The sequence below is a fragment of the Legionella stuttgartensis genome (genome assembly GCF_977063405.2).
On sequence record NZ_CDRUHA020000104.1, the window covers coordinates 76,074 to 101,974 of the forward strand.

A 25,901-nucleotide genomic window follows, 5' to 3' on the forward strand; every position below is an offset into this window, starting at 1 on the left:
ATATGATCAATGTACGTTAGATATTTCCCTATCAGCATGTAACAGTCCATAGTTTTATGAAGGTTTGCGGCCTGGATAAGGGGTGTAAATTTTTTGTACCAATAAATTGTACAAAGCATTATGCAAATTTTTATTCTATTTTTAGGTTGATTACAACCTATTTTACATTTTAAATCACAATCTGTTTATTATTTTTTCTTGAAAATTAATCGTACTCACGTTTGAGATAATATAATTTTTAAGCATGTAACAAAAGATACAAAAGATGGCGCATTAAAATGTCTTCAATGGCGATCAAACTGCGCGTTCTAAACGGGTATATCCTGAGTCAAATTCGAGTATCTCTCTGCAAATAGGTCCGTTCAATATATCCCAGTAATGCATCCTTATTGATTGGCATTTGGGTTAAGCCAATGTATTTATCAGGACGAATCAGGACAGCAGTGGCTTGATTGATTTTAAAGTACTGATGCATTTTTTGATTCTCATCGATTAATAAAGACATTTCTTCAACTGGTAATGTCATTTCAGAACTGGAACATAGGATATGAGTTTTGATTAAACCTTTAAATCGCTGCTCCATTTCAGCTGCCAACTCAAATAAGGGCAGGGATTGATTAGGTACAAGACCAGTAAACAATAATAAATGATGCCGTGTTCCTTGGGTTATTTGGTGTAGCTCCTTTTTCTCCTTACTTTTAGCATCAATCAAAGGGAAATCAATAAGAAACGCACCTATTTTGAACTGTGTCTTTTGACCCAGAACCTTTACAATAGGGCTTTTAGCATAATTTACGCTCAACTCAGCAAGATCGTTAAGGACCAAATTTTTCATTGCATCAAACGACATGGCTGTATGTAAAATAAAATTACGGAAAGCAATCAACAGTGGATTGGTCATCATAATTAAATGAGTCATTACCCCCGTTTTTTTTAAAACAGCAGCAGCAATGGGGTGACGTTCACTGTGGTAACTATCAAGTAATGCATCATGCGCCAACCCTTTGTGTACAAGGGCTAATTTCCAAGCCAAATTGTAGATATCTTGTAACCCAGTGTTTAAACCCTGTCCCCCCATAGGACTATTAACATGAGCAGCGTCACCTGCAAAAAATACCCGACCATAGCGATAATTTTGGATTTGTTTGTGATCGATACCGAATTGGCTAATCCATACCGGATCGTGGAGCGAGGCTTTATCAGTACATCGTAGTTTAAAAGCCTGTACTATATCTTCCATTGTGGGTTCCTGGATCCTATTTTTTTCTGGTGCAGTCATTACGATACGGTACCGTTTTTCACCCATTGGAAAGCATGCAGCAGGGCCTTTGTCACTTACATACAGAATAAATTTATCTTCAGGTAATTTCCAATCAATCAGCACATCAGCAAGCCACCACGTTTGCTTATAAGAAGAACCTATAAATTCAGCATTAACTTGCTTTCTTAAAGTGCTGTGTGAACCATCACACGCAATAACCCAACTCGCCTGAACTGTTTCGATATGCCCATCAACATGTTTTAGGGTGGATACGATATGAGTGGATGTTTGTTCTATTTCCGTAAGCTCGGTTTGCCATTCAACATGTAATCCTCTATCAATCAACCCTTGATGGAGAATTTGTTCTGTTTTGCTTTGAGGAAGATCAATAACAAAATGATAATCTGCTTCAACGTTTTCGTAAGTTGCATCGATTAACTCATGCCCTTTAGATTTAAACAAAACGCCATGTACTTTTTGTCCTTGAATAAGGATTTCTTCAATAAAACCACAATCCCTAAGAAGGTCAAGTGTTCGAATATGAATTGCCAATGCTTTGGATTTATCACTAAGTGTTGATTTTTTATCAATTATCCGACAATTCAAACCCTGACGAGTTAATTCATTTGCACAAAATAAACCTACCGGTCCAGCCCCAACTACTAGTACATCTAATAATTCGTCAGACATAGTCGCGCTCCATGCATTGAATCAGACTCTTATAAACATTACTTATTTTATTGTAGCAATTTTATTCATCACGAGTTCTAAGGGCTAAATTTTTTCCCTTATAACTATCATTAAAAAGTTGAGTTAATCCCTCACGATAAGACGGATAAAGCAAGTTAATCTTTAATTCCCCTTTAATTTTAGCATTAGAAACCCGACGATTACTTGCATAAAATTGCTTTTCCATTGGTGACATGGTTGCTGTTTCATATGAGAGGAGTGGCAAAGGCGGCCGATTGAGTAATAATGCAGCATAAGCATCCACGATATGCGCTGAGGTTGGTTCATCGTCAGCAACATTGTAAATGGAATAAGGTTGCGGATTCTTTATTGAAGCTCGAATGACTGCAGCAATATCCGCAACATGGATTCTGGAGAAGACCTGTCCCTCTTTATAAATACTGACTTTTTTTCCGCCAAGGATTCGTTCTATCGCATTGCGATGCGGCCCGTAAATTCCTGCCAATCTAAAAATATGAAGTGGGATTTCCTGTGTTCTGGCAAAAATCATCCATTCATTTTCTGCAACTAATCTTAATTTACCTTGGATTTCTGCTGCTTTAGAGTCCGATTCCTCCGTTACCCATGCACCATGATGATCCCCATAAACACTTGTAGAAGAAAGATACCCCATCCATTGAATATGCGCTTTGTTTTGCATCATTAAATCACTAAAGCAGGAAAGGACCGGATCGCCTTGTTCTGAGGGGGGGATACTGACTAAAATGTGGGTTGCCTTACTCAAGTAATATGCAATTTCATCCCCATTAAAATCGATAAGCTTGTAATCTTTTTGAACCCCGTTGAGAATTTTATCTTTATCTCGGGTTGTACCAACCACGTTCAAATTCAATTGAGAGAGTTCTCTTGCTAAAAACTCGGCGGTATAACCAAAGCCAAAAATAAAAAAACATGAGGGATTAGGATGATGTTCCATAGCAATAACTTATAAATTGTTCTCAATCCAGCGTGATGTATTTTTACTACCATCAACTAATTTCATGACGCGATTACGAAAATCAGGGCCAGGATCCTCTTTATCGGTTTGATAATTCGGATCGCGTTCAAGCCAAAGTGGCGTGTTTTTAAAATTCAAATATTCGTTATGTCCTATAACATATTTTATTTCAGGATATTTCTTTTTGAGATAACACACTAAAAATGCATTGGCTTTGGTTTGAGCTTCGGTTAGATCATCCTTACCATCTATCCCCCCTATATTTTCAATACCTATCGCATAATGGTTCAACCCGATAACATGTCTTGCCATCCAGTTCTCGGGCATGAGTTGATAAATACTCCCATCACGATCCACTAAAAAATGACTTGAGACATTCAAAGTACCAGGTAATTCTTTGATACGTGGAGAATTCTGCGGAAATGTAGGTGAATCAAATACACGAAAGGTCGTCTTGAGCGTAGAAATACACGTCCAATGCAAGACGATCATTTTGGGCTCAATTTCAATTGACTTAGAGTCAATTCCATAATGAGCTAATTGATACTGACGGGTTAACTTTATCCGCTGTTTATCAAATTGGATCGGTTTCTGATGAATTGTTTGCGAATCATAACAAGAAAATGCATGGGCCAAAGAACTTATGAAAAATGAGCAAAATAGGAAAATTTTCATTTTTTTAATACCATAAAATAAGCAGCCACATAATCGGGCAAATGGCGAGCTGCTTGGGTGAACGCTTCTCTTCCTGCATAACTCCCCGCTAGAAAATCAACTTGATACAAATTGTTTTGGAATGCACCGCCTGTATCAGCAAAAATACCAGCTCGGGTCACCATTTTTCCTGCTCGATCTGGGTATTGTATCAACAACAGTTTTCCTAAACCAAAGTGCTCGAGATCGGCGGCAAAAGTGACCTCTGTATTTACTGTAATTTTATGATCTGCATCTTTTCCATACCCTTTAATCCCTGCTACCGGTTTAAAATACCAGTAACGTTCTTGCTGATAAGGTTTTTTAGCTTTGTCATATGCAATATTGTTGCAACGATGAACATTAAAAATTTGGGTCTGATGATTCGGACCAAAATCTGCGACCAGAGTACCTTGCATTAAAGCCGCCTCCAGATCATCTCGATGGAGATAAGCCAAAGCAGGAACATTTTTATGCGCCAATGCACCTTTCAATATAGCTTGCTTCCCATATTGGAAACGTATCAGTTCAGGTTTTGCATCCGCCTCTTCGAGTGTTAATGATTCTTCATCTCGAGGAAGCCCGTAAAGCGCAAATGGATAGGCTGCGCTAGGCTGGGTTGAGGCTTTCGCACGATGGACATAATACTTGGTCATCAAAATTTTATCTTGGGGCAAATGAGCAAGAAGTGATTTTTTCATCTTTAAAGTCTTGGCTTGCTCCAGATCGGGATACCAACGAACAAAATCAAAATGCTTTTTTATAAACTCAGGATTGTTCAATTCGTTTTGGTGTTGACAAATGAATATCAACGTTGCTTTGACTCGGACTAAAGGTACGGGGAAAACACTACCCTCATGAATAACACGGGGATCATAATGGTTCCCTTTATTTAAATAAGCCAGAGTTTCTTTAGCAGTTGCACATAATGCGGGTCCATTGATCTCATACTGACTCGCTGGAGCTGGTTCAGCAGTTACAAAACGAGGAGCGGCAAAAGCGTGAAGACTTACTAATAATCCATAAAAAAACAGTTTTATTTTCATTGTGTACAATAATTACGTGTGAAAACAAAATGATATCACATGCACATCCTGAAATTCTAAGAATTACACATAGAAGAGCATCATTCATCCCTGATGACGAGTTTTGGTAGCTATTTACCGTGATTTATTGACTTTGGGTAAATAGCTCATGTACTAAGCAGCTTCTGCCTCACCCAATCCAGAGTTATCAGACACGGCTGTTAAGCGATTGAAATGCCAAGAACTATAAAGGGCTCCAAGTCCACAAGCAATTAATCCTAAAGGTAAGGCATTTAGAGTTTGCATCAGCAAATAGGCGCTGATGATTGTTAAAACAGAGGAACCAAACATGCGAACGGTATGAATTATGGCCAGTGCCAGACCAGTATTCTCTTTATAATCAGCCAGCATGATCGACATAGTAGCTGGAGCAGTTAAGCTAATCCCTAAATTACAAATTAATGCAAAAGATAGAGCATACAGATTGAATTCATAAAAGGCTGCGCACACTAACATCGCAAAACCACCAGTAATAATAAACCAACTTCCAAGATAAATGGTCGATGCCATGCTGAAATATTTACGAAGCCAAATACCTAAGTAGTTGCCAACAATAATATTTAATCCATTAATAATAAAAATAATCCCGTACGCCAAAGGTGAAAAACCAAATTGCTCAATAATAATATAGGACGAATTAATCACTGAAAGCATTACCGCTGCAAAACTAAACATCATAATAAAAGAACCACTCCAGAGAGTCGGAGATGGAATAATCTCTTGATAGGCTTTAATTACTTTTTTAACAATAAAAGGTTCTTGAGGCTGGGTCCAAAATGGTGATTCAAATAATCCTTTACGGGATTGCAGCAAGAGTGTTATCCCAATCACAGCCATCAATATAAAATTAGCCTGCCAGCTATAATAGGTAAAAATCAGCGAACCCAGTACCGGAGCAAGGATGGGCGATAGTGAAACAATCATCGAAACATAGGACAGAACCTTGGCACGCTCAACTGTATCATCAAAGTCTCGAGAGATTGAAAAAGCAATTAAATTTGCACAGCATAAAGCAAATCCCTGTAACGCACGCCCCAAAATGAGTACATAGATATTCGGCGCAAAAGCGCAGATTAAACTGGCAAGAACAGCAAGAACTAAACTTCCAGGTAACAAACGACGTCGTCCAAAATGATCGATCAATGGTCCCCAAACGAGTTGGGTCACCCCAAAAACAAACAGATAAATACTTAAGGTTAATTGACTTAAGCTATGCGTGGTACCAAAAAAATTGGTGATATAAGGCAACGATGGTTGATAAAGATCAAAGGTAAGTAACGAAAAGGCTGATAATAAGCCAATAAGCAAAATCGAAGTTCGTGGTTGGGACATAATATTCATTTTAAAAAAAGCAGCGGGCCATTATAGTAAAATCTATTTATTTTTGCTCTAGGTTTAAGGAAAAAGTTGGAATTTTCATCACGATTTTATTGAGTAAGCGATTCCGGACGACTATTAAGTGAGTATTTCCTTCTCTCATTGAGGGAAGAAGGTGCCCAGAGCCTACCCTCTCCCCAAAATTGGGAGAGGGAAAATCTTGATTAACCTTTACGAATCAGGTAATTGCTCCCTGCGTGGATTACTTTCTTCATCCGATTGTCTTCTTCTGGGTTAGGTTGACATGCTTTAAACGAATCTTTTAATGAGGCCACACTAATAGGCAAAACTGGACGACTATCCGTTTCTAAATATCCATCTTTATTCTTGAAAATAGTAAACTGATCGGTTGCAAATTCTTGACACTCGCTTAACGTTTCATCCTGACAAATCGAAAATTTAATCGTTCGTTCAACACGATAAGACTCTCCCACTTCATCTGCAAACACCATATCACCATATACTACGCTATGACGGGTTCCACAAAAATAATAGCCATACTTATATTGACCATTCTCAGTAATATCAGTGCGAATATACCGGCCATCTCCTTGGGTGAGACCATTGAGTGTCACAATATGCCGTACCTCCTCTTTGGGGGCGCTTTCTGCAATTGCCACACCAGTTAGAGCCAATCCCATGATTAATAAAGCAATTCTTTTCATTTTTTATTCCTTATCTGAAAAAAACATCCTCAAGGAACGTGTCTTTAAGGATTAATAACCTACTCAAAAGTCAATTCGGAGGAAAAATTTTTACCAAACTGACATCGCGTTCCCATTATGCTAAGAAAAAATTCATTTGAACAGATAAAAAAATATTGCTTTTTAATCAATAGGAAAACAAATTGTTCGCAATAATACGAAACCAGATGCTATTCCAAATATCCTGGGCAGAAATCGGGCAAAAAGGAGAGTGCAAATGTGATATAAAATTTTATATTGGAAGTACTTAAAATTGATTTACGTACTTCCAATTCACTCAAGAAGATAGCTTACTTAAACACCATTACCTACATTATTAGAATGGGTATTCAGATGAGCATGGCAATCCTTGATAAATAATAAGGTGCCATTATCTGGAGCACAATCTTGGGCGGCTGTGCTTATATCAGGAATATCTACAGACGCACCCGCTTCCCAACAAGAATATGTATTTTTCACACTAAGAGCTGAACATAAAACAACACAGCATTCCCAAATATACCTTTGGTATTAGGCTCTTTCATGCTAGAATAATTTTTGTACATTGGGGGTGCCAGTTATGGCTGAGAGGATGAAACCAACCCTTTGAACCTGATCTCATTCGGCTGAGCGGAGGAAAATGTGTCTATTGTTATGCTCTCAGGTATGATCGCTTTTATTACTTCTTTTATTGGTTTATTGCCACAAATTGTCAAATCATTAAAAACTCGATCCACTCAGGATCTTTCCATGATCATGCTAATTAATTACCTTATTTGTTCTGTGGCTTGGATTATTTATGGAAGTAGTACCGATTCCTTTTTTGTAATCAGCTCCAATGTGGTGGGTTTAATTGTCAGTTTGCTGCTTATCTTATTAAAAAGACATTATGATACACGATGTAATTAATTTAACAGGCTATCAATCTATTTTATGCCTCAATGGAAATTTACCTGACTCATCTTTTTTCGCTGCGATGAATTTGCCCATTATCGCAGCTGATGGTGCCGCAAACAGTTTATTTGAACTTGGAATTAATCCACAGTTAATCACTGGGGACTTAGATTCTGTCCGACCAGCGCTCCTGAAAAACCACCCTTTTCTTCATATACCGGATCAAAACAGTAGTGATTACCAAAAAGCTTTGGGCTATTTAAAAGACCATAATTTATTACCAGCAATTGTGGTTGGGATAAATGGGGGCCATTTGGATCATATACTCAATAACATGAATATCTTTATGGAAACCAACTGTCTTTTATATGCTCCACCTATAAGGGGTTTTGTGCTTAACAAACAATCCAAAATAAATCTGTCATTGCCAGTACATACAAAAATTTCATTAATGGGAATACCAGAAGCAACCCTCTCTTCATTAGGTCTGCATTGGGAGCTCAATGACACTCCTCTTTCCTTTCCAGGGCAAACCTCATGCTTTAATCGAACTCAAGCACCTGAAATCGTTTTGGAGGTTCATCATGGTTCTGTTTTAGTTTTAATTTATGAACAAATGATTGATGATGCAGCGCTATCTGCCCGATAGACTCCATATCAATATTGTCCAATCGCCACACATCATGTAAAATTTTAATTTACTACAATAGAGCAACGCTCACCTTTAGTGATTAAAGTGACGATACTGTCTTTGGTGAGAACTTGGGAACCGCATAAAACATCGGGTCCAAATGCGGAATTTTTTCTAAATCCAAACACATATTCTTTATTTACAGGTCCTTTTCCTTCATAAGATTTTCCTCGAGACCCTGCTTTTTTACCATCCACAGTAAATCCTAATGCAGCAGCTGTTTTTTCATTCGTTTTGACATGCACGCGAATCGTATCATGGGCAATGGCTTGAATTGAAAATGAAAGGATGACAAGGCCACTCAAATTTTTTATGGTATTTCTTATCATAATAAACACTCCTTGTTTATGAACTTTTAATATACCTCATTTAATGAGTTAAGTTATAGATAAAATATTTACGGCATCTCTTTCATGCTTTTTCTAATTAAAGAACTGTTCCTCAAAAAAAACAAATATTCTTATCTTTCAATAAAGAATAATGAATCCTTAAAAGACATTCTTGAATTCCAACCTAGATACACTATGATAAATATATGAACGATATGAGTATTTTTTTATTAATTTGTAATGCTTGTAATCCCATAAAATCTAAAGGTAAATAGCAATATATGCCCAATAAGTTAAGGATTTAATTATGTTAGCTAGGTTAAGATTTTTTAAAAGTCGTGTCCCTGCAAATGAGGTATATTCTACCATACATGATGTTCACGCCTCACACAGACCTAGCCTTCTATCTGGAAGTTTATCTGGCACTCTTTGGCGTCATGATAGTGTCGAGAAAACATTAATTAAGGTAACCACTGCCAGTGAATATTTAGATTTACAAAAATCGGCAATGAGAAATTTCGAGCGTTGGAAAAAATTAAAAGCAGAAATCAACGCTTCATTTGAACCAAGAGTGCAAGTCGAATATCAGGATTGGGGTACGGCCACATTAAATGCAACTAAACACCAGGCAGTAATTTATAGCGTATTAAATATGGCGAACTCTCGCTATCCCGGAGGTGCTGTATTAGAAGGTGGGAGCGCCCAAGAAGAAAATATGTGGCATCGAAGCTCATGCTTACTTTCACTTATTGATAAAATAGTCACATTAGATAAACAAACCAACCTTTTTGTATATACTGAAGAAGGCACGGCGTTAGTCGAAGCCAGAAAAAAAATGACCCAAAGAGAGCGAGATATTCTAAAAGAACGTGCCCCTATGGTTTCTGGAGAGGCGTATAAAACCCTTCATAGTACAGAACCTAGAATATGTTTTAGAGGCCCGGAGATATTACTGTCTTCGCTCATGGAGGAGTATGGGAGCTCTGGGCAAACTGCAAGTCCAGAATTGAGTTACTCATTCCTCCCTTCAGACAGCATTTTTCCTTTTTATGAATTAAGATCCGCTGCTCCTGAACATTTCGCTGAATCCCAATCGCAAGAGCCTAGCGTATTAAAGACACATCAAGAAGATTTACGTCGGCGAATAGCAGCCCAACTGGATACATTAATTCTAGCTGGGCAATCTCATGCTGTCCTGGGAGCTTGGGGTTGTGGTGCGTTTAAAAATGAGCCTGAACTTGTAGCCCGAACCTATGCTGAAGAAATCGAAAAAAGAGCTGAGTATTTTCAACATCTTCTTTTTCCAATAATTAATACCAACCCACAATCTAATAATTTTGATGTGTTTGAAAATGTATTAAATGGGATAAAACTGGGCCCCTCTTCCACCAATAGTTTAAAAATTTAAACCAATTTAATGTGTTACTCCTTATCCTACAACATCCAGATGGGTGTTTACCCCCCAATGTCTGCAGGCTTTAAAAAATTTTTTTAAAATAGTTAATTGGAGTGAAGCTTACTTTATAATATGTAGGCAGGATTTTAATCCCCAAATAAAAGGAGAGTATTAAAGATGTCTTATGAAAAACAACAATCCACCTCAAAATCAGTAACAATGTATAATCTTTTAAATTGGAGCACGATATATCGTGGTTACAATGCCCTGGTAGCCTCACTTGTTTTGTTTCAGTACATTAATAACCCAGAGGCTGCAGCGATTGAATATCTTCCCGATGTTGCAATTCATGCATTTGAAGCAATCGCACCTAACTCATTAACTAATTTGGCTGTAGGCGCCAATTTAGCTCGGGGAATACAAGCAGGATTCGCCTTTTTTTCAGGTAGCTCTACTATTCCCAGTGTCGCTAATGCAACTGATGTATTAAACCATGGAGTGAATCTTTATCATCGATTATCCTGATTATGAGAAAAATAAATCCTATTGAATTCATGTAGAGTTCATGACTTAAATTAATAATTGAATAGCCCGGGGTCTGCAAAGTTCCGGGCTACTCTAAAGGATAGTTAATGTGCTGTTTCTTTTTTAGCCTCACCAAACAACCAATCCATACTTACCTCCAGCTCATTAGCAATTTTTTGCATGGAGTTAGAATCCAAAGCAACGACGCCGTGTAATAGGGCTTCGATTTTAAATTTTGGTAATTGGAACAGTTTAGAGCATACTTGTACGCGTTCTGTCATTAGGGCAGGAACTCCAAGCTCATCAAGCTCTCGATTTAAACGTTCAGTTAGTTTCTTGTTTGACATGGTAGTCTCCTCTTTACTTTTCACCAGTGTAAAACAAATAAGCTTAAGGATTGATTAACAAAGGAAACTTTGGCATAAAAATTAAATTGAACACCAAAAGCTCAACTTTTACCTAAGTGCTTATTTATTTTTTTAGCACTTTCGGTTAATAAATTCTTATTGGAATAAAGAAAAAAGTACTAAGTAATGTTATTAATAAGCAAATTACCTCAAGAACTTTTAATCATGAGCAAAATAAATCTAGAAGAATATCTTAAAAAAATAAAAGTTATCGTGCCCCATTCGCTAACGGATGCAAGCTGCGAGGAAAAAATTAATTTTTTAAGTTCTATCTATTTGGCTCATATTAAGACTTTTCCTTACTCAAATATTGAATTACGGAAAATTTCTAAACAGCATCTTCTCCAAAGGAATTCATTATCGTTTTTTGGCTATAAGAATTTGCTTTCTGAAGAACATGGGGGGTATTGCTTTCAAATAGCAGCTTTATTAAGTGATGCCTTATCACAGCTGGGGTATGAGGTCTCATTTTGTGCTGCACGAGTCCTGCTCGGAGCAACTCCAAACGACCCTGAACTTCTTAAACTCCCTCCTACACATCTTGTATTAACGGTTCCAATTGGAGATCAGAAGTTCCTTCTCGATCCTGGGTTGGGTTCATCGGCTCCTCGATTTCCAATACCCATTACAGAAACAAATGAGTCAATTGTGCAAAATGAAGATGAAATTAAGTTTTATCCTATCGGTAACGTTCATGTTCTTGAGAAAAAAACCAGACAAGGATGGTTTCGTTTGATGCAAACCGACTTAGCTCCCATCAGTGAGCAACAAGTAGCAATGAATTTACTCAAGCTACAACGACACCCTACACCCATTGGAATTCGCGACTCTAAAACTGTAATTGGGATCATTACCGAACATGGTCGAAAATCATTAATTTGGGATGCGCAATCCAAACAGTTGAAATACTCTGCAAATGAAGGAACCGAATACACACAAAAAACGTTAACCAGCTTTTTAGAGGGGAGCCAAATACTTGCAACCGAATTCGACATCCAACATATTTCAGCTAAAACTTTAGAAACCTACTGTACAGAAAACGTACCTTTGCCAATAAAACCCTGGACCATTAATTTTCCTTTGGATCAATTTGAATTGAAGGAAATGGAAAAAAATTTGAGACCTACTTTTTGATCTCTTTGGTTTTTATACACGCTGATTTTCGTTTAAACGTGGCTTTTATTTTTTAACAGTTAATATAAATGGGATACATCGAGCAAATTTTGATCTTTTGCGGGTCTACCTTCAGTTTGAGAAATTTCTTACACGAATATGAGATAAAAAGACGATGATAATTTAAAACATTTTGTTATCCTTACTTCAACGAGGAATGACAGTGGATGTCTTAAAAGGAATTTATAGCATCATGGAAGACGCTATTACCACAGGGATGTGGTTACTCTCCTCGTTTTAGTCTGCATATAAGTCTGATTATGCGCCCGTTAATCAGACTTACTCCATTTTCTTATTTGCTATTCAATTTATTTTCTCAATGATTCAAGCAAAATTTTTTTTAAAACCCTAACTAAGAACTACACCTTCAACCCAATTATTTTCTTTTAGAGCGCACCCATAAGTCTATTTGCCTTGTTTTTAATCGGATAATATTTTTTTTCGCAACACTGACATTCATATATCATTGAGACCAAATTGGGGCCTGTAAGTACAAATAATATCTTGACTCAAGCTCATTTGTAGTACATCTTATACTTACGCTGTCCTTTGGAGCCAAAAGATGATCACTAAGCTATTTAAATGGCTTCAAAGTGATGAAGAAAATGTTCATTTATCCAATCAAATCCTGTCTCGAGATCTTCTTGAATTTGAACAAATTCAAGCAAGTCAAACAAACCGTATGCTTCTGAGTAATGTTCGACTTGCCAAGTTAGAAGGCCTTGATACGCGCGAAGATACTAGTAAGTTAGAACAACACATCTTGTTCATGGATTATCTTCAATTTTGCAAAAATGAATTCGAAGAAAATCCGCAAGACTCTATATTTTTAATTACCCTCAAATATCTGCTCCCCAAAGCTGATAAAGAAAATCCTTTTCTAAATACTAAATTGAATGCGTTATTTGGGGCTTTAATGCAAGAAGACAGCGGCAATACGCTTAAGTTTTATCAGCAAAATGAAGCATTATTTAAAGATCGTTCTGAAATTCAAAACCGCGTTGAATCTGAGTTGCATCAACAGAGATTTAATGACGCAATTAAACGTGTTGAACGCAATTTAAGCTATTTAAGCAACAAGTTATCCAATCAAACAAATCCTTTGGGGATCATTGGATTATGCAGGGATTGGATTGGTGATACAGAGCAGTTCACAGCATTAATCCTGTGGTTATTACAGCGTAAGGTAAGTTCCGAACAAATTCTGCAAGCTTATTTACTTCATGATTTCTTGAAATACAATTTATTTACTTTACACTCTGAAGACAGTGAAGTTTTCCACTTATATGCTTTGCTCAATCATTTTCCAGAAGCCAAGCTCCTTGTCGAGGATGCCCATAAAACGGGTAGTGATGAGCGCGGATTTCAGAACTATACACTCGATGGATTCTTCAGTGAGCAAGAACTTCAGCATATTCAGAGAAAGCAACAACCTTTACAATTTTCCTTAAACGCAACGAATTTTTCAGCATTACATGAGTTATTTGGAGCAGCATTCCTAATCGCAGCCGTAATTACCAGTGAGGAACATACACATTCGGAATGGTTAGAAACATTACGAGATACTCTAAACAAAGCTGAAACGCGCACAAAAGAACTACCTGGCCTTATTAATGTAATTGCGCGCGAATTCTCCCCGGCAATCCTAGAATATTTAGCTCATTTAATTGACGATCAAAATGCCCAAGAACTTTTATCCAATAATGAAGGGGCTGTATTTTATCTATTACCTTATAAACCAAAACTCTCTGAATACATCAACGAAGAAAATGTTACTGAATTTATTCATCAAATCACCCTAAAGCATACTTCTGATCCTGAGCTTATTTTCCAATTAATGGCATTATTCTCGTTACTTTCAAAGAAAAAGGGTGCTGTTACGCAACTCGTATTCCAAGCGATAATCGATAATCTTGTACAACATCCACTTCTCTTGGAAGATGAAAAATTATTGCGTCAGCTAAGAAGATACCCCAATTGCAAAGCCATACTTTCCCAGCAAAGTGAACAAATAAAACAGCGCGTCACTGAATGCATAATAGAACAAACTGCCGATCGTGCATTTAGCAGTCACAATTATCAGATTATCGAAGATATTTGGCTTGAAGCAACTCGCAAACTTAACGTACTTACACTCATCGAACCGCAAGCGAAATACAACCTCAATCATAAGTATGCATTACAAGCAAAAATCGCTGAAACTGCTTTTCTTTTCCATGGAACCCAGTTTGATTTGGATTCCTTTATTGATGCTCTATCAATACCTCCCACAACTCCCGAAGATGGGGTCGGTGAGTACGAGCGTGCTCTTATTGAAATTCTTGCAACGATTGATGATGAATTAATCAGAAAACAAATCATTGAAAAACTAGAAAGTGTTCCAATACAACGACTTAATTGGGTAGAAAAAGAATACGAAGGTAAAACCATTGTTCTTAAGGCAGCAAAATATGGCAATCTTGGTTTAATCACTCTTATGGAGGATCAAATCGCTTCGGAAGATTTTAACAAAGCAATAATTACAGCAGCAAAAGCCAATCAATGGCATGTTGTATCGCATCTGAGTCAAATCGATGTAGTGCAACTGTCCCAGGACGAACTCGAACAAATCATGCTTTTGGCGGCAGAACAAGATCAGTTAAACGTTATAAAGTGCCTCTTGAAGACTTACGATTATGAACCCTCTACTACAGAAATTAGTAGATTCCTTAATCAGGCTATTAACAATGGCAAGCCCAATGTTGTTAAATATTTTTATAATTCTGCTGAATATATGCCTAACCAATCAACAATCAATAAATTCTTTCATTCAGCAATCGAATTGGGATTTTGGGATATTGCTCTATTTATTGCGGAGTCGGAACAACATGCTCCCTCGCTTCCTGCTATTGAAAAAGCATTTAACCAAGCAACAAACAGTATGCACGTAGCGGCAATACAACGACTTTGTAATTTATCAACAAATGCTCCACGACCGCATGTCATCCAGAAAGCTTTTGTAAAAGCGTGTCAGGCAGGTCATTTACCTGTAGTTCGATGCCTACATGACCTACCTGGAAAATTAGTTCGAGGAGGATTTGAAGAAGCAGTGGATCAAGCCATTATTAATGGGCATACAGATGTTGTTACCTACCTATATAGCGCTCCTACTTATTCCTCAAATCAAAGCTTGGTAAATCATGGACTTGTAACCGCCGCAAAAAAAGGAAAGTCAACACTTGTTGAGTTTTTTTGCTCCATGACAAGCAAGATCAAACCAACTCCAAATGCGGTGAATCAATCATTAAATTGGACGGTTAAATGCAATCAACCGGAAACATTGATTACTCTGTGTCGTTCACCACTAAATCCGCCAAGTAAATCGGCTATCAAGGGGGCTTTGCTCCTCGCGGTTAAAGAAGGCAAGCAGAGTTTTGTGGCGTATTTATGCGAAAATGAAATGAACTCACTCAATCCACGGGCGATTGAGGAGGCGTTGAAATTAGCAGTGAAATTTAAACAACCTGAAATTGTTCGCTATTTATGCGAACTTTCGATCCATTCACCGCAAAAAGAAGCGCTAAGAATGGCTTATAAGAGAGCAGCTTCCAGTGGTCAAAACGAAATTGCCGACTATTTAAAAGAACAATTACACAATAAACTAAACCCTAAAAAAGTCGACCTTGAAATTGATGTAAGTTCAGGAACAGATAACGATTCAGATGTCATTTCAGAAATCGATGTCTTCTACGAAAGTGACGTTGAAACAGATCATAAGCCAAATGCTCATGACAACAGTTCTGAAGTTGAACTTGATCCAGAAATTGACGTCGGAATCTCATTAAAAACCTATGGCTTTTTTAAAACAAAAATCTCCAAAACCTCTTCTGTATCCATCGATGCACCTAAACCAGGTGTTTCCACTAATTAGTAACAAGCAAGCCTAAATGCATCACAGCACCTATACTAAAATAGTGAGAACGATGAAAAAGAGAGGGTAGAATCTTGGGTATCCTCAAATACAGAACCTAATCAAGGAATTGGGAGCGCTTTATGCAAGGATATTGTATTCAAGCAGCCATGTTTCGGCTACCGACCCCTTTATTTAATCGTTTTGTCCATGATTTTTGGATTTTAAGGGAGATTGAAAGTAATGCTGTAGTCGCCCAATTGCACGGACTTGCCACCTCGAGAAAAAATGGTTGTATCGTCCCTATTGGCTACAATAGAGATCATAGTTTAAGAGCTTACTGTATTGCATATGATCCTCAATTTGCCAAGCAATATGGTTTGCAGACCGGTACTTTTGCATTACCGATTCATGCATACCACACAGTGTATCAACAAGAGGATGCGGTAAAGCACTGGCTACAAGGAATAAACGCAGTTAAAACAATTAATGCGTTGGATCTTAATTATCCTGCCTACGGATTTAAAATACCTTTATCATCAACCATCAATAGTAACTCCATTTATCATACTTTTGCTCATGTAATGGATGTCCCGTTACATACCTTTGCTGGATTTTTTCATATAGGTATTAATGTTTCTCTGTACGAGCAAATTAAACCAAATTTATAAATAAAATTCAGTAACTTAGCGATGTAGAAAACTCAATCTAGAAATCTTCTTTTTTTATAAAATAACTCTTTACCCTTCTTGGTATTTTAGGTAGTCTTCGATTTTTTAATTAATGAATAAGGATCTTTCATGCCTAACTTCTCTGTGTTCAGCATCTATGAAAAAGAAATGCGCGCATTCATAAAAAAGGTTGCTGAAACAACTTCTTTAGACCAAGATAAATTGACTGCATGGCTTTATAGTGAGGGAGTAATGCAATTTCGTGGCGGCCAAAGTGCAGATTATTATCCTTACGTTGAAGCGAATATAAAACAATTTGGACATCGACCATTAATCTCCAAACAACATTCTATGGGCCAAATATTAACTGGCTTAATGACACTAAAAAATGCACTCCTTAACCAATTTGCAAAAGAAGAGCCTGAACTTAAAGAGCAGTTAGAACAGCTATTTGTAGCAAATCTTTATTCCGCTATAGAACATCATTTACCTTTTATTCTTATTCAAAGTGAGATTTCTACTGAACTAAGTGCCTATCAAGATAAAAGTGGTCCACTTAAGCCTGCAGAAGCTCTTAAAATTTCAATTAAGATGTTTGAAGAAAAACGTATAGCGAACCCTCAGTTGGAAGAAGATTTTAAGAATCAGCTCTCGCTCATGAACGAATTTTTAGCTTTGTTAGATATGCAAGCAACACCTCCTGGGCAACTATTCTTTAAACCAAGTGACAATAATCCTGATAATCCAACAGCCCAATTTTTCACGATAAAAAACAGTTAAATAAGTGTTTTTTAATTAGATTGTTCGCAGTTTCTGCATTATTGAAGTCTGGGTGACGGCTCAAACCGTAACCCAGGAAATCTGCGCCAGGAAACCTGGGTTACGCTTTGTTTCACCCAGGCTACAACAGCTATTAATAACATTCCACGTCAAAGCGCAATCACATCTGTTTGTGAAGGAATGGAATAGATCCCTGTGGTGTTTGTGTCGTTTGATAAAGTTACCGTCATGCCCAGGTTATTCGCAGGTAAACCATCTATAAGTACATTAAAAGCACCTGTTAGCGGCGTGACTAAAAGCATAAACGTTCCTGAAATCACTCCTCCCATAGTCCCAGCCTGATCTCCATTTGATTCGGGAATAATGGTTCCTGTATTACAACTAGGTGATGAATTGATTAATACCGCAGGAACGAAATCAACGCTCATGAGCCAAGTACCAATATTCATAAAAGGATTAGGAACGCCTCGAGGAGGCATTTTGCAGATATCAATTGGACCAGGAGTGAGTACTTCACCCCCTATCATACACGCCATTGTCATTTGATCACCCTAATTGAATTTGTTTCGCAGCAATTTTAGTATCACCCTCGGCATGTATTTCCATTTCATCGCAATCAATTCGGTAATTGTGTTTTACAATAGTTCGTAATCGGCCCAGAAGTTGATGTTCCAATTCTTTTACCCATTGATAAACACGTAATGCTTGGGTATTAATTGTGTCACTGATTGTTTGTATATACTGACAAATTATCTTGAGTGATTGATAAGAAAATGTTAACTCTTCCCCACGAAAGTGAGCATGTGTTATCGAAAATTTCCCCGTATCACAATCAATATTTTGTGATGATGCACTTAAATTAATGGTGTCATCGGCCATCAGGCTAATCGTCGGTGCTTTAAGTTTTAAATTGTTATCCTCACCAACCAGACTTAAATTCTCCCCCAATTTAATCGATAAAGCGGCTGATTGATGACGATGAATAATTGATAAAATATAATAATTATTTGCATCTTTAAAGAGTAATACTTCATCATCAACTAAAGGAGTGAGTAAACAGGAAAAAGCTGGCTGAGCGCTAACCAATTGTCCTTGCAAAAGAATATGGTAGGTATCATCTGAAAAGAATTTAATTTTTCCCTTCAGCAATTCGCCTTTGGTACTTATACTGGCTACATCAGATTCAAGCATGATGAATTCCTTAATTTTATGACCATTGTTCTGCTTCTAATAATTCTGGGTTTGTTTTCAGTACGTTATCAAGAGCTGCCTGCTCCCAATTGACCCTAACTTCGGTAACATGATGCATAGAGGTTAAATTTAAATTTGCCTTCGTAAAATTACAAGCCGTTAAGAAACTGTTATTGAATCGCGCATAACTTAGTTCAGCTTTTATAAATGAGCTATCATTTATTTCTGTCTCTTCAAATAATGACTGGGTTAAATTAGCAGAATCAAAGAGACAATTTATTATCCTGGACTGATTAAAATTACTTGGGTTTAATTGGCACTGAGAAAAATCAACACCCTCTAATTGGGCCTCCTGAAGACAAACTGCTTCCAGGTTCATTCCTTTAAAAGTAGTTTTTCTTATGGTCGTTTTAAATAAATTGATGTGTTTTGTTTCAGAAGCAATCGAAAAATCTGTTTCTTGAATTTTCGCCTCAATAAACAAACTTCTATGGAGGTTACAGCGGTTAAATTGAATATGATTAAATTCACTTGCTTCAAAATTTGCCGCAGTTAAGTTGACATTTTCAAAGAGGACTGTAACAAATTTCGAATTTTTTGCAGTAACCCGTTCCATATTACAATCGACAAACTTTCCCTGAGAAAGATCACATTTTGAAAGATTGATTTTAGTAAGAGTACAGTTGCTGAACTCACAATTTTTAAGAACCTGACCACGAAATTTGCTATTCGAGAAATCTGATTCAGAGGCACGAATATCAATAGAGCCTTCATTGGAGTTTAAATCCGTCGCAATCCAGCTGGACTTGTGACTTTTTAGTTGACTTATTGTGGAGGAAATTATTGTACATAACTGCATCGTGCATGATTCAAAGGTAACCTGTTCAAATCGACATCTTTCAAAAACAGATGCAACAAATTGGACGTTTTTAAACACCACATTTTTAAAAACAACGTCTAAAAACACGGCACGTCGCGATTCAATATGTTCAATGATTATGGAATCCAGCGATACGTTTTGAATTATTTCTCTTTTGGATAGTTTCGTTGCTAATTCTTCAGCGTTCATAAGGACTCTTCTTGTTTTAACGAAATATTTCTCACCAAGCAATCCAGTATTTTCACATTATTTTTCTGACAGTCTGTAAACGGTATGCTGTATAAATTACAATGATTAAATTCAGTATTTGCAAAAGTTGAACTGTAAAAAATACCTTGAAAAAAATTGATGTCCTGAAAGAGGCAAGAGTCCACTTTACAGTTACTAAACCTAAACTTTTTAGCATTACATTTGCTGAAATTTGATTTGTTTACGGTGCTATTAATAAACTGTGATGAGTTAATGTCACACTCGCCAATAGAAATTTGTTCGTAATGGCCACCTAATATTGCCCCGTTGCTTAGATCACAATGCTCAAAATTGCTAGTTGATATATAAGTATGGTCATTACCCCGCAATTTCGTTATCACACATTTTATAAACTCGGCGCGAGTTAATTGTGCGTTCATCAAGTTTAAACCAGACAATGAGCAGTTAGAAAAACTACACTTAGAAATACTTGTTCCTTTAAAACTTAAATGGTCAAAATTGCTATCTTCCATCCTTAGATTATCGATCGAACATTTAGTTAAGGAGAGTTTGGGTGCGATGAGATTGTTCCCGCTCATATTGGATAGTTTTGTATCATCAAAGTGCGCATGAGATAAATCGGCTTTAACAAAATTAGGATTTACCCAAACGCATCTATTAATGTTGGCAAATTGCATCCTTGCTTCAGAGAAATTACAGGAATCAAAGCTACTGTCTGAAATATCAAGAAAATTGGCTTTTAGACTGAGAAATAAACTCCCATTAAACTGACAATTTTTAAGTTTGGCGTAATTGAAAAAAGCCGCAGAAAAGTTACATTCTTTTCCTGAACACCCTTCAATCTGTGCTTGATGCATATCGCATTCTTTAAAATCAGCTCGATTTAAAGCAGAGTTCTTTATTAAAGTCTGAGACAAATTGGCATGAGTCAATACCGCCTCGGATAGATTAGTATTAATCAGCGTCGCGGTTGATAAATTCGCCTTGTGCAATCGGGTACGGGACAGATTACATTCGCTTAAATTGCAACCCGATAAATCCATACCTGACAAATCCAAGTCAGATAAATCAATACCTGCCAAATTTTCACTGGCAAATTCTTTACCCTGTTGGATATCCCGAATAATTTCTTCTCGTGAATAAGGTGACTTTCCAACCCGTCCTAATCGAAATAAAGTTAAAGCACTGACTTTATCTAAGCGATTAAATTGTTGTTTAAATTGTTCCAAATTTTTTAGGATTTCCGATTTTTTTTCCTCTGGAAATTCATTGTTGATGATCTGTTTTTTAAGATAATCTAAATGGTTAACTTGTTGTGGGTGAATGTTTTTTTGAGCCCTTTCAAACGTGAATTTATCAAATACAGGCACTGTTTGATTTTGATTTTTATAAAACTGCTCGACTTCCGATAATACTTCCTCTGGAGTTTTTCCTTTAAAAAACTTTGCCGCTTCAATTTCATCCAAACTCTTGTGCGGATGAAAAATTTGAGCTATTTCTCTAATCTCTTTGTCTAAATCCAAATCGAGTCCAACGGGTTTAGCGGAGCGAGTCTTAGATCTTGACTCTCTTGGCTTAGCTTGTGCTGCCATTTCTTTAGGCTTATTGCGTAGCTTAACGTAATAATCGATATCCTTTGGCGGTTCATTTAAGGATTCACTAACCGTATAGATGAAATCAATCTCATTGGTGGCTATATCCTGAATATCCAACATACCATGCCAAATGAGAATCCCTTTTTCTTCATCAGGAAGTAACCAGAGTGTATCAAGGTTCAAATTTAATTCCCTCAAACTCTCCGGATCAGCAATGCGATTATAAAAACAACGTACACGTAAACCTGGTAGCTGGCTTTTAATCGTTGATTGCTCAGCATGCATATTAGTACAAGTAAATACCTCGTCACCCTTAAAAAAATGTTCACTTTGCTGATCTTCTTCTGCACGATTAAAATAGAGCCAATCAATGTCTCCTGGGTAATACGGACTTTCATTTAATAACCATTCATCGTTAAACGTCCCCAATTTATCAAGTTGGTACTTACACGTAGGCGTATGAGGAAGCAATAAAGCAGGCGGTGGGGTATCTCTGGGTAATTTAATCAGTTGTGTCGGAACTTCAACATTTGGAACCTTCGTTTCATTGCTGGAATCGGTTGTTACATATCCCTTACCGTCAGGATTGATTGCATGCCCCTCCCCTCCATACGCGTTTGTTAAATTAATCGGGATACTACGAAAGTACTTAGGTTTGGATAAATGGTAATTTGATTCAACTACTTCCCATTGCCTATCGCCAAAAACAGTTAATTGTTTTTGCATGTTGCCAAGTGTTATCTTCACAAAACTTGTGCTGGTATTGTCGTCATAGGCATAACAAGAGCCTTTGACAAAAAACTCTGCCTTTTTTTTGGGTATGTATAAATCGATAAACTCACCTTGGCTGGAATTAAACGATTTTTTTGCAACCTTCCAAAAATCGGCATAACTCAGAAACGCACCTTTTTGAGTAAAAGAGAACATTGTCATAATAGTAACAGCTAACTGCGGTTTACCTTGGTGGCGGAATTTGAATGTAATAACGGTATGAGGTTTATCTTTAAGTATCTTCATCTTTGAAGAGTAGTCCTGATTTTGAACATCAACTTAAACAGTTGCTGACAATATGAGGGATGTATGAATAGTTGTCAATTGGACAATTTGAAAAAGTGAGACAGGCTCATGCTATCTTGACACGAAGAAGAATCCTTCGATATTGTCAATACATCCGCTCACAGTAAAACATTCTGCACCTACAGATGTACCATTTTTTAGTATACGGATGTTTGCGTTTACTCTAACGATCAAGGCAACAGGAGTCTTATGAACGCCAAGCTATTAATGCCCCAATTACAAATTCCAGGAGTTGCTCCATCAGAAATCATTGTACTCGAGTTTGAAGGACAACAAGCTATTGCAGCTTTATATGAATTTCAAGTTGAGTTTGCGAGCAAAAGGTTGATTCAAGGCCAACAAGTTATAAGTCAAAAAGCACAGTTAATCTTTACTAAAAAAGACGGTGGGACAACCCCATTGAGTGGAGAGATATTTACTTTTTCACAACTTGATAATAACGACAATTATTATCGGTATAGAATTCTAATAATGCCCAAAGTCTATCGCCTGCAATATACACGCAATACCGAGGTATACCTGAACAAATCAATACCCCAAGTGATAAAGCAAATCCTTAATAGAAATGGAATTACTCAAGTCGAGCTTGATTTGATGATGGAACATAAAACCCGAAAATTTATTTTTCAATATGATGAAGTGGATTGGAGCTTCATCACTCGTTGGATGCAGTTTGAAGGTTTATTTTATTACTTTAGTCAAGATCAAAATGAAGAGAAACTTGTTATAACAGATGCTAATACTACTTTGAAAGATAACAAAGATGTCCATGAAATGTATTATCATTCGTATACCAATGCCAGTCAAAATAATCCAACTGCAAATTTGGTATATAATTTTGAATTCACAACCCATGCACTCCCTCATCAAGTTACTGTAAAATCATATAACCATAATCAATCATCAAAATCTTATACCTCGAAAGCAATTATAGATCCAACCGGGCATGCCGAAATAATGTATTGGGCGGAAAACACCAAAAGTGCTCAGGAAAATCAGCAAATCGCAAAATTTATAAGTGAAAGTTATAAATGGAAAAAAGAAATATTTATGGGTTTTTCTTCATGCTCATTGATTATTCCTGGAACAATAATTCAACATAAAAATTTCAAAACAGCTTCAATTAACAAACCCATGATGATTATTCAAAGTACCTATCGAGGCTCTCAGAAAAAATCCTTTGCATCATTACATAGTGGTGAGGAACAGGGTTCTGAGGATTATTTCCAATGCGAATATAAAGCCATAAATAAAGCAATCGCCTACCGGCAGACGATAGACGATCGAATTCCCCGCATTGCAGGTATTTTACCCGGATTTGTGGATCATGAAGGAGATGAGGATACAGTCCAAATTAGTAAAAAAGGACTATACAAGTTTCGTTTAGCAATTAGTGAAGACAGCCCAGGAAAAGGATCTGGATGGGTACGCAAAATGGAATCTTATATTGGAGATCAATATGCATTTGATTTGCCGCTTCGTAAAGGAGACGAGGTACTAATTGGTTTTCAATTTGGTAACCCCGACTTGCCTATTATACTCGGCGCAGTGAGTAACTCCACTCATCGGAATATTATTACTTCAAATAGCCAACATTATATGGGGCTTTACACCAAAGAAAACAATCTGTTTATTATCAATGAACAAGACGGAAAAACAAAAGGGATACAATTTTCTACAACGAATAACAATACCACCATGGTGTTAGGCACAGATAATATATTTAACTCGCAATTGGATGCAGGATATTGCCTTCGAACAGATAATAGCGTATGCGAAAGTATTGGAAAAAATTCGATTACTGACGTTGCTGCTCATAGTGCATTGAGTATTGGTGGGAATCATCTTGTGAGTGTTAAGGGAACTTCTTCGAAAACCGTGTATGGAGCTGATTATTACTCTTGCTATGGTGCTCGCGCCTCCTCTGTGCTCGGACTTGATTTTATTTCAAGAACTGGAGCAATGATCGACTCTACATCCGGTTTTCAAGTTAAATTAGGCAGTGGTTGGCGATATGAACAAGACTCATCAACGAGTTTGAAAACAGCACCTATTATTATGCAAGAAGCAGAAGCATCTATTTCACTGACAGTGGGACCATCTTCAATTACTATTACTCCTGAAGGTATCACTATCACCGCTCCTACTGTTGATGTTGTCTCTGAAGCAGAGTTAACATTGATCTCTGATGCGACAATAAATTTAGCCAGCGCTGACGTGAGTGTGTTAGGTAACATATCTGGGGGGCCTATGACGGAGTTTGGTGCGGGGGCTGGTGAGCTTGCCGCACCCGCGCAGGCTGCTGCAGTGGCCCAAGCCCTATCGGAAGCAGCTTGGAATATGGCCGAAAGTGTGCCTCTCATAGGGGGAGCTCTTGGTGCATGGGCAAGTGCAAAACAAGGGTTTACTGTCGCAGCGGATGCATTTGTTGAATTAGGGAGTGCTATGAAAGCAGAACTGGCACCACTTGTTGGGAAAGCATCGGCTGTGGTTGAGAAATTGGAGACCGGGGTAGAGAAAGTAAAAGGGGGGATATCAACAGTAGAGGAGTCGGTTATTAACCCAACAATGTCTTATACTGGTTATTTTACATCCTTGGCGGCTAAGTCCCAACTTTTATCTCAAGGACTGGAAATCCCAAAATATGAAGCAGAGTTTGATGAGGATTAGCTGACATGGGAGCGTCTACTTCATTTTTGTAAAAAAGAAAGCATTCAAAACCATGGACGAAGACGGTATTCTTCCAGACACACTTAGATTTATCTTCAATTTCATCCACTTAATTAATTGTGGTTTAGGAGAATAATTTTGCAAATTTGGAGATTTATGCTAGTTTAATTTATATGAGAAGATTTTTTACTTTATCATTGCCTCCCTTATTCATAAGGAAAAAAAAATGACTAATAAGGAACAATCTGTCGCTCCTAAAGAACGCATTAATATTGTGTATAAAGCTCTCATTGAAGGGGTTGAGGAAGAAATTGAACTTCCTTTGCGCCAACTTGTTCTAGGAGAATTCTATCCTGATGGAGTGAATGCCCCTTTAGAAAAGCGCCCAACAGTAAATATTAATAAAGATAATTTTAATGATGTGCTCAAAGAACACAACATCAAATTATCCGTTCGCGTACCCAATCGTTTTAGTAAAAACAAAGATGATACTGTAAGTGTTGATTTAAAATTTGAAACGATGAGAGATTTTGATCCGGATGGAATTCTTCATCAAGTTCCCCAGTTACAAAAACTATTTGAGTTACGCGAAGCGTTAAAAGCGCTGAAAGGGCCTCTTGGCAACATCCCAGAGTTTCGACGCAGATTGGATGCGATCATGAAAGATTCTGCGGCACGCGAAGAATTGGTCAAAGAAATTAAAGACAAAAAATAAGCAGTATCGAGTCGCTGAATCA

Annotated in this window: 23 protein-coding genes and 1 riboswitch; of the genes, 10 read left to right on the forward strand and 13 right to left on the reverse strand. The window is 37.2% G+C overall.

Going from position 1 to position 25,901, the window contains the following annotated elements; genetic code table 11:
* Positions 1 to 328 precede the first annotated feature (328 nt).
* The 7 genes from ACWTEW_RS32675 to ACWTEW_RS32705 all read right to left on the reverse strand — a co-directional run bounded on the left by ACWTEW_RS32675 (position 329) and on the right by ACWTEW_RS32705 (position 7,266).
* A complete protein-coding gene (locus ACWTEW_RS32675; protein ID WP_454782143.1) occupies positions 329 to 1,951 on the reverse strand; it encodes an FAD-dependent monooxygenase in 1,623 nt (540 codons plus the stop codon).
* A 61-nt stretch (positions 1,952 to 2,012) separates the two neighbouring features.
* Positions 2,013 to 2,927: an NAD-dependent epimerase/dehydratase family protein gene (locus tag ACWTEW_RS32680; protein WP_454782144.1), complete on the reverse strand. Its 915-nt coding sequence runs from the start codon at positions 2,925 to 2,927 to the stop codon at positions 2,013 to 2,015.
* A 9-nt stretch (positions 2,928 to 2,936) separates the two neighbouring features.
* Positions 2,937 to 3,623: an N-acetylmuramoyl-L-alanine amidase gene (locus ACWTEW_RS32685; RefSeq protein WP_454782145.1), complete on the reverse strand. Its 687-nt coding sequence runs from the start codon at positions 3,621 to 3,623 to the stop codon at positions 2,937 to 2,939.
* Positions 3,620 to 4,687, reverse strand: a complete 1,068-nt coding sequence (locus ACWTEW_RS32690; protein WP_454782146.1) for a hypothetical protein — start codon at positions 4,685 to 4,687, stop codon at positions 3,620 to 3,622. The genes ACWTEW_RS32685 and ACWTEW_RS32690 overlap by 4 nt, the downstream gene beginning before the upstream one ends.
* 153 nt (positions 4,688 to 4,840) lie before the next feature.
* The gene (locus tag ACWTEW_RS32695) at positions 4,841 to 6,058 is read right to left on the reverse strand and encodes a multidrug effflux MFS transporter (protein ID WP_454782147.1); all 1,218 of its coding nucleotides are present in this window, start codon (positions 6,056 to 6,058) and stop codon (positions 4,841 to 4,843) included.
* A gap of 209 nt (positions 6,059 to 6,267) precedes the next feature.
* Positions 6,268 to 6,768, reverse strand: a complete 501-nt coding sequence (locus tag ACWTEW_RS32700) for a hypothetical protein (protein WP_454782148.1) — start codon at positions 6,766 to 6,768, stop codon at positions 6,268 to 6,270.
* A gap of 333 nt (positions 6,769 to 7,101) precedes the next feature.
* The gene (locus tag ACWTEW_RS32705; protein ID WP_454782149.1) at positions 7,102 to 7,266 is read right to left on the reverse strand and encodes a hypothetical protein; all 165 of its coding nucleotides are present in this window, start codon (positions 7,264 to 7,266) and stop codon (positions 7,102 to 7,104) included.
* A 77-nt stretch (positions 7,267 to 7,343) separates the two neighbouring features.
* A riboswitch (TPP riboswitch) is annotated at positions 7,344 to 7,442 on the forward strand.
* On the opposite strand from ACWTEW_RS32705, the gene ACWTEW_RS32710 reads away from it, so the two are divergent.
* Complete coding sequence (locus ACWTEW_RS32710; protein ID WP_454782150.1) at positions 7,429 to 7,695, forward strand: SemiSWEET family sugar transporter; 267 nt, start codon at positions 7,429 to 7,431, stop codon at positions 7,693 to 7,695. (Overlaps the previous riboswitch by 14 nt.)
* Positions 7,676 to 8,329: a thiamine diphosphokinase gene (locus ACWTEW_RS32715; RefSeq protein WP_454782151.1), complete on the forward strand. Its 654-nt coding sequence runs from the start codon at positions 7,676 to 7,678 to the stop codon at positions 8,327 to 8,329. Before ACWTEW_RS32710 ends, ACWTEW_RS32715 begins: the two co-directional genes overlap by 20 nt.
* A gap of 44 nt (positions 8,330 to 8,373) precedes the next feature.
* On the opposite strand, the gene ACWTEW_RS32720 is transcribed toward ACWTEW_RS32715, so the two are convergent.
* Complete coding sequence (locus tag ACWTEW_RS32720; protein ID WP_454782152.1) at positions 8,374 to 8,700, reverse strand: hypothetical protein; 327 nt, start codon at positions 8,698 to 8,700, stop codon at positions 8,374 to 8,376.
* A gap of 307 nt (positions 8,701 to 9,007) precedes the next feature.
* Between ACWTEW_RS32720 and ACWTEW_RS32725 the strand changes: the two genes are divergently transcribed.
* Together ACWTEW_RS32725 and ACWTEW_RS32730 are read left to right on the forward strand one after the other, a co-directional pair.
* Positions 9,008 to 10,108, forward strand: a complete 1,101-nt coding sequence (locus ACWTEW_RS32725; RefSeq protein WP_454782153.1) for a poly(ADP-ribose) glycohydrolase domain-containing protein — start codon at positions 9,008 to 9,010, stop codon at positions 10,106 to 10,108.
* Between the two features lie 165 nt (positions 10,109 to 10,273).
* On the forward strand, positions 10,274 to 10,621 hold the full coding sequence (locus tag ACWTEW_RS32730) for a hypothetical protein (protein ID WP_454782154.1): 348 nt from the start codon (positions 10,274 to 10,276) through the stop codon (positions 10,619 to 10,621).
* A 104-nt stretch (positions 10,622 to 10,725) separates the two neighbouring features.
* Here the strand turns inward: ACWTEW_RS32730 and ACWTEW_RS32735 are convergent, their stop codons facing one another.
* Positions 10,726 to 10,968 carry a hypothetical protein gene (locus ACWTEW_RS32735; protein ID WP_454782155.1) on the reverse strand — a complete coding sequence of 81 codons (243 nt, stop codon included), beginning with the start codon at positions 10,966 to 10,968 and terminating at the stop codon, positions 10,726 to 10,728.
* Between the two features lie 225 nt (positions 10,969 to 11,193).
* Between ACWTEW_RS32735 and ACWTEW_RS32740 the strand changes: the two genes are divergently transcribed.
* The 4 genes from ACWTEW_RS32740 to ACWTEW_RS32755 all read left to right on the forward strand — a co-directional run bounded on the left by ACWTEW_RS32740 (position 11,194) and on the right by ACWTEW_RS32755 (position 17,541).
* Complete coding sequence (locus tag ACWTEW_RS32740) at positions 11,194 to 12,162, forward strand: arylamine N-acetyltransferase family protein (protein ID WP_454782156.1); 969 nt, start codon at positions 11,194 to 11,196, stop codon at positions 12,160 to 12,162.
* 601 nt (positions 12,163 to 12,763) lie between these two features.
* On the forward strand, positions 12,764 to 16,111 hold the full coding sequence (locus ACWTEW_RS32745; protein ID WP_454782157.1) for an ankyrin repeat domain-containing protein: 3,348 nt from the start codon (positions 12,764 to 12,766) through the stop codon (positions 16,109 to 16,111).
* A gap of 122 nt (positions 16,112 to 16,233) precedes the next feature.
* Positions 16,234 to 16,761, forward strand: a complete 528-nt coding sequence (locus ACWTEW_RS32750) for a hypothetical protein (protein WP_454782158.1) — start codon at positions 16,234 to 16,236, stop codon at positions 16,759 to 16,761.
* Between the two features lie 129 nt (positions 16,762 to 16,890).
* Positions 16,891 to 17,541 (forward strand): hypothetical protein, encoded by a 651-nt coding sequence (locus ACWTEW_RS32755; protein ID WP_454782159.1) that lies wholly within the window; start codon positions 16,891 to 16,893, stop codon positions 17,539 to 17,541.
* Positions 17,542 to 17,690: 149 nt separating this feature from the next.
* Here the strand turns inward: ACWTEW_RS32755 and ACWTEW_RS32760 are convergent, their stop codons facing one another.
* Genes ACWTEW_RS32760 through ACWTEW_RS32775 form a run of 4 tightly spaced genes read right to left on the reverse strand, consistent with a single transcriptional unit; the run spans position 17,691 to position 22,434 of the window.
* On the reverse strand, positions 17,691 to 18,083 hold the full coding sequence (locus tag ACWTEW_RS32760) for a PAAR-like domain-containing protein (protein WP_454782160.1): 393 nt from the start codon (positions 18,081 to 18,083) through the stop codon (positions 17,691 to 17,693).
* 4 nt (positions 18,084 to 18,087) lie between these two features.
* Positions 18,088 to 18,732 (reverse strand): DUF3540 domain-containing protein, encoded by a 645-nt coding sequence (locus ACWTEW_RS32765; protein ID WP_454782161.1) that lies wholly within the window; start codon positions 18,730 to 18,732, stop codon positions 18,088 to 18,090.
* A 16-nt stretch (positions 18,733 to 18,748) separates the two neighbouring features.
* Positions 18,749 to 19,801, reverse strand: coding sequence for a pentapeptide repeat-containing protein (locus ACWTEW_RS32770; RefSeq protein ID WP_454782162.1), 1,053 nt, complete (start codon positions 19,799 to 19,801; stop codon positions 18,749 to 18,751).
* A complete protein-coding gene (locus tag ACWTEW_RS32775) occupies positions 19,798 to 22,434 on the reverse strand; it encodes a DUF2169 family type VI secretion system accessory protein (RefSeq protein WP_454782163.1) in 2,637 nt (878 codons plus the stop codon). The genes ACWTEW_RS32770 and ACWTEW_RS32775 overlap by 4 nt, the downstream gene beginning before the upstream one ends.
* A gap of 249 nt (positions 22,435 to 22,683) precedes the next feature.
* On the opposite strand from ACWTEW_RS32775, the gene ACWTEW_RS32780 reads away from it, so the two are divergent.
* Positions 22,684 to 25,164 carry a type VI secretion system Vgr family protein gene (locus tag ACWTEW_RS32780; RefSeq protein WP_454782164.1) on the forward strand — a complete coding sequence of 827 codons (2,481 nt, stop codon included), beginning with the start codon at positions 22,684 to 22,686 and terminating at the stop codon, positions 25,162 to 25,164.
* A gap of 226 nt (positions 25,165 to 25,390) precedes the next feature.
* Positions 25,391 to 25,879, forward strand: a complete 489-nt coding sequence (tssB, locus tag ACWTEW_RS32785) for a type VI secretion system contractile sheath small subunit (protein ID WP_454782165.1) — start codon at positions 25,391 to 25,393, stop codon at positions 25,877 to 25,879.
* Positions 25,880 to 25,901: the final 22 nt, after the last annotated feature.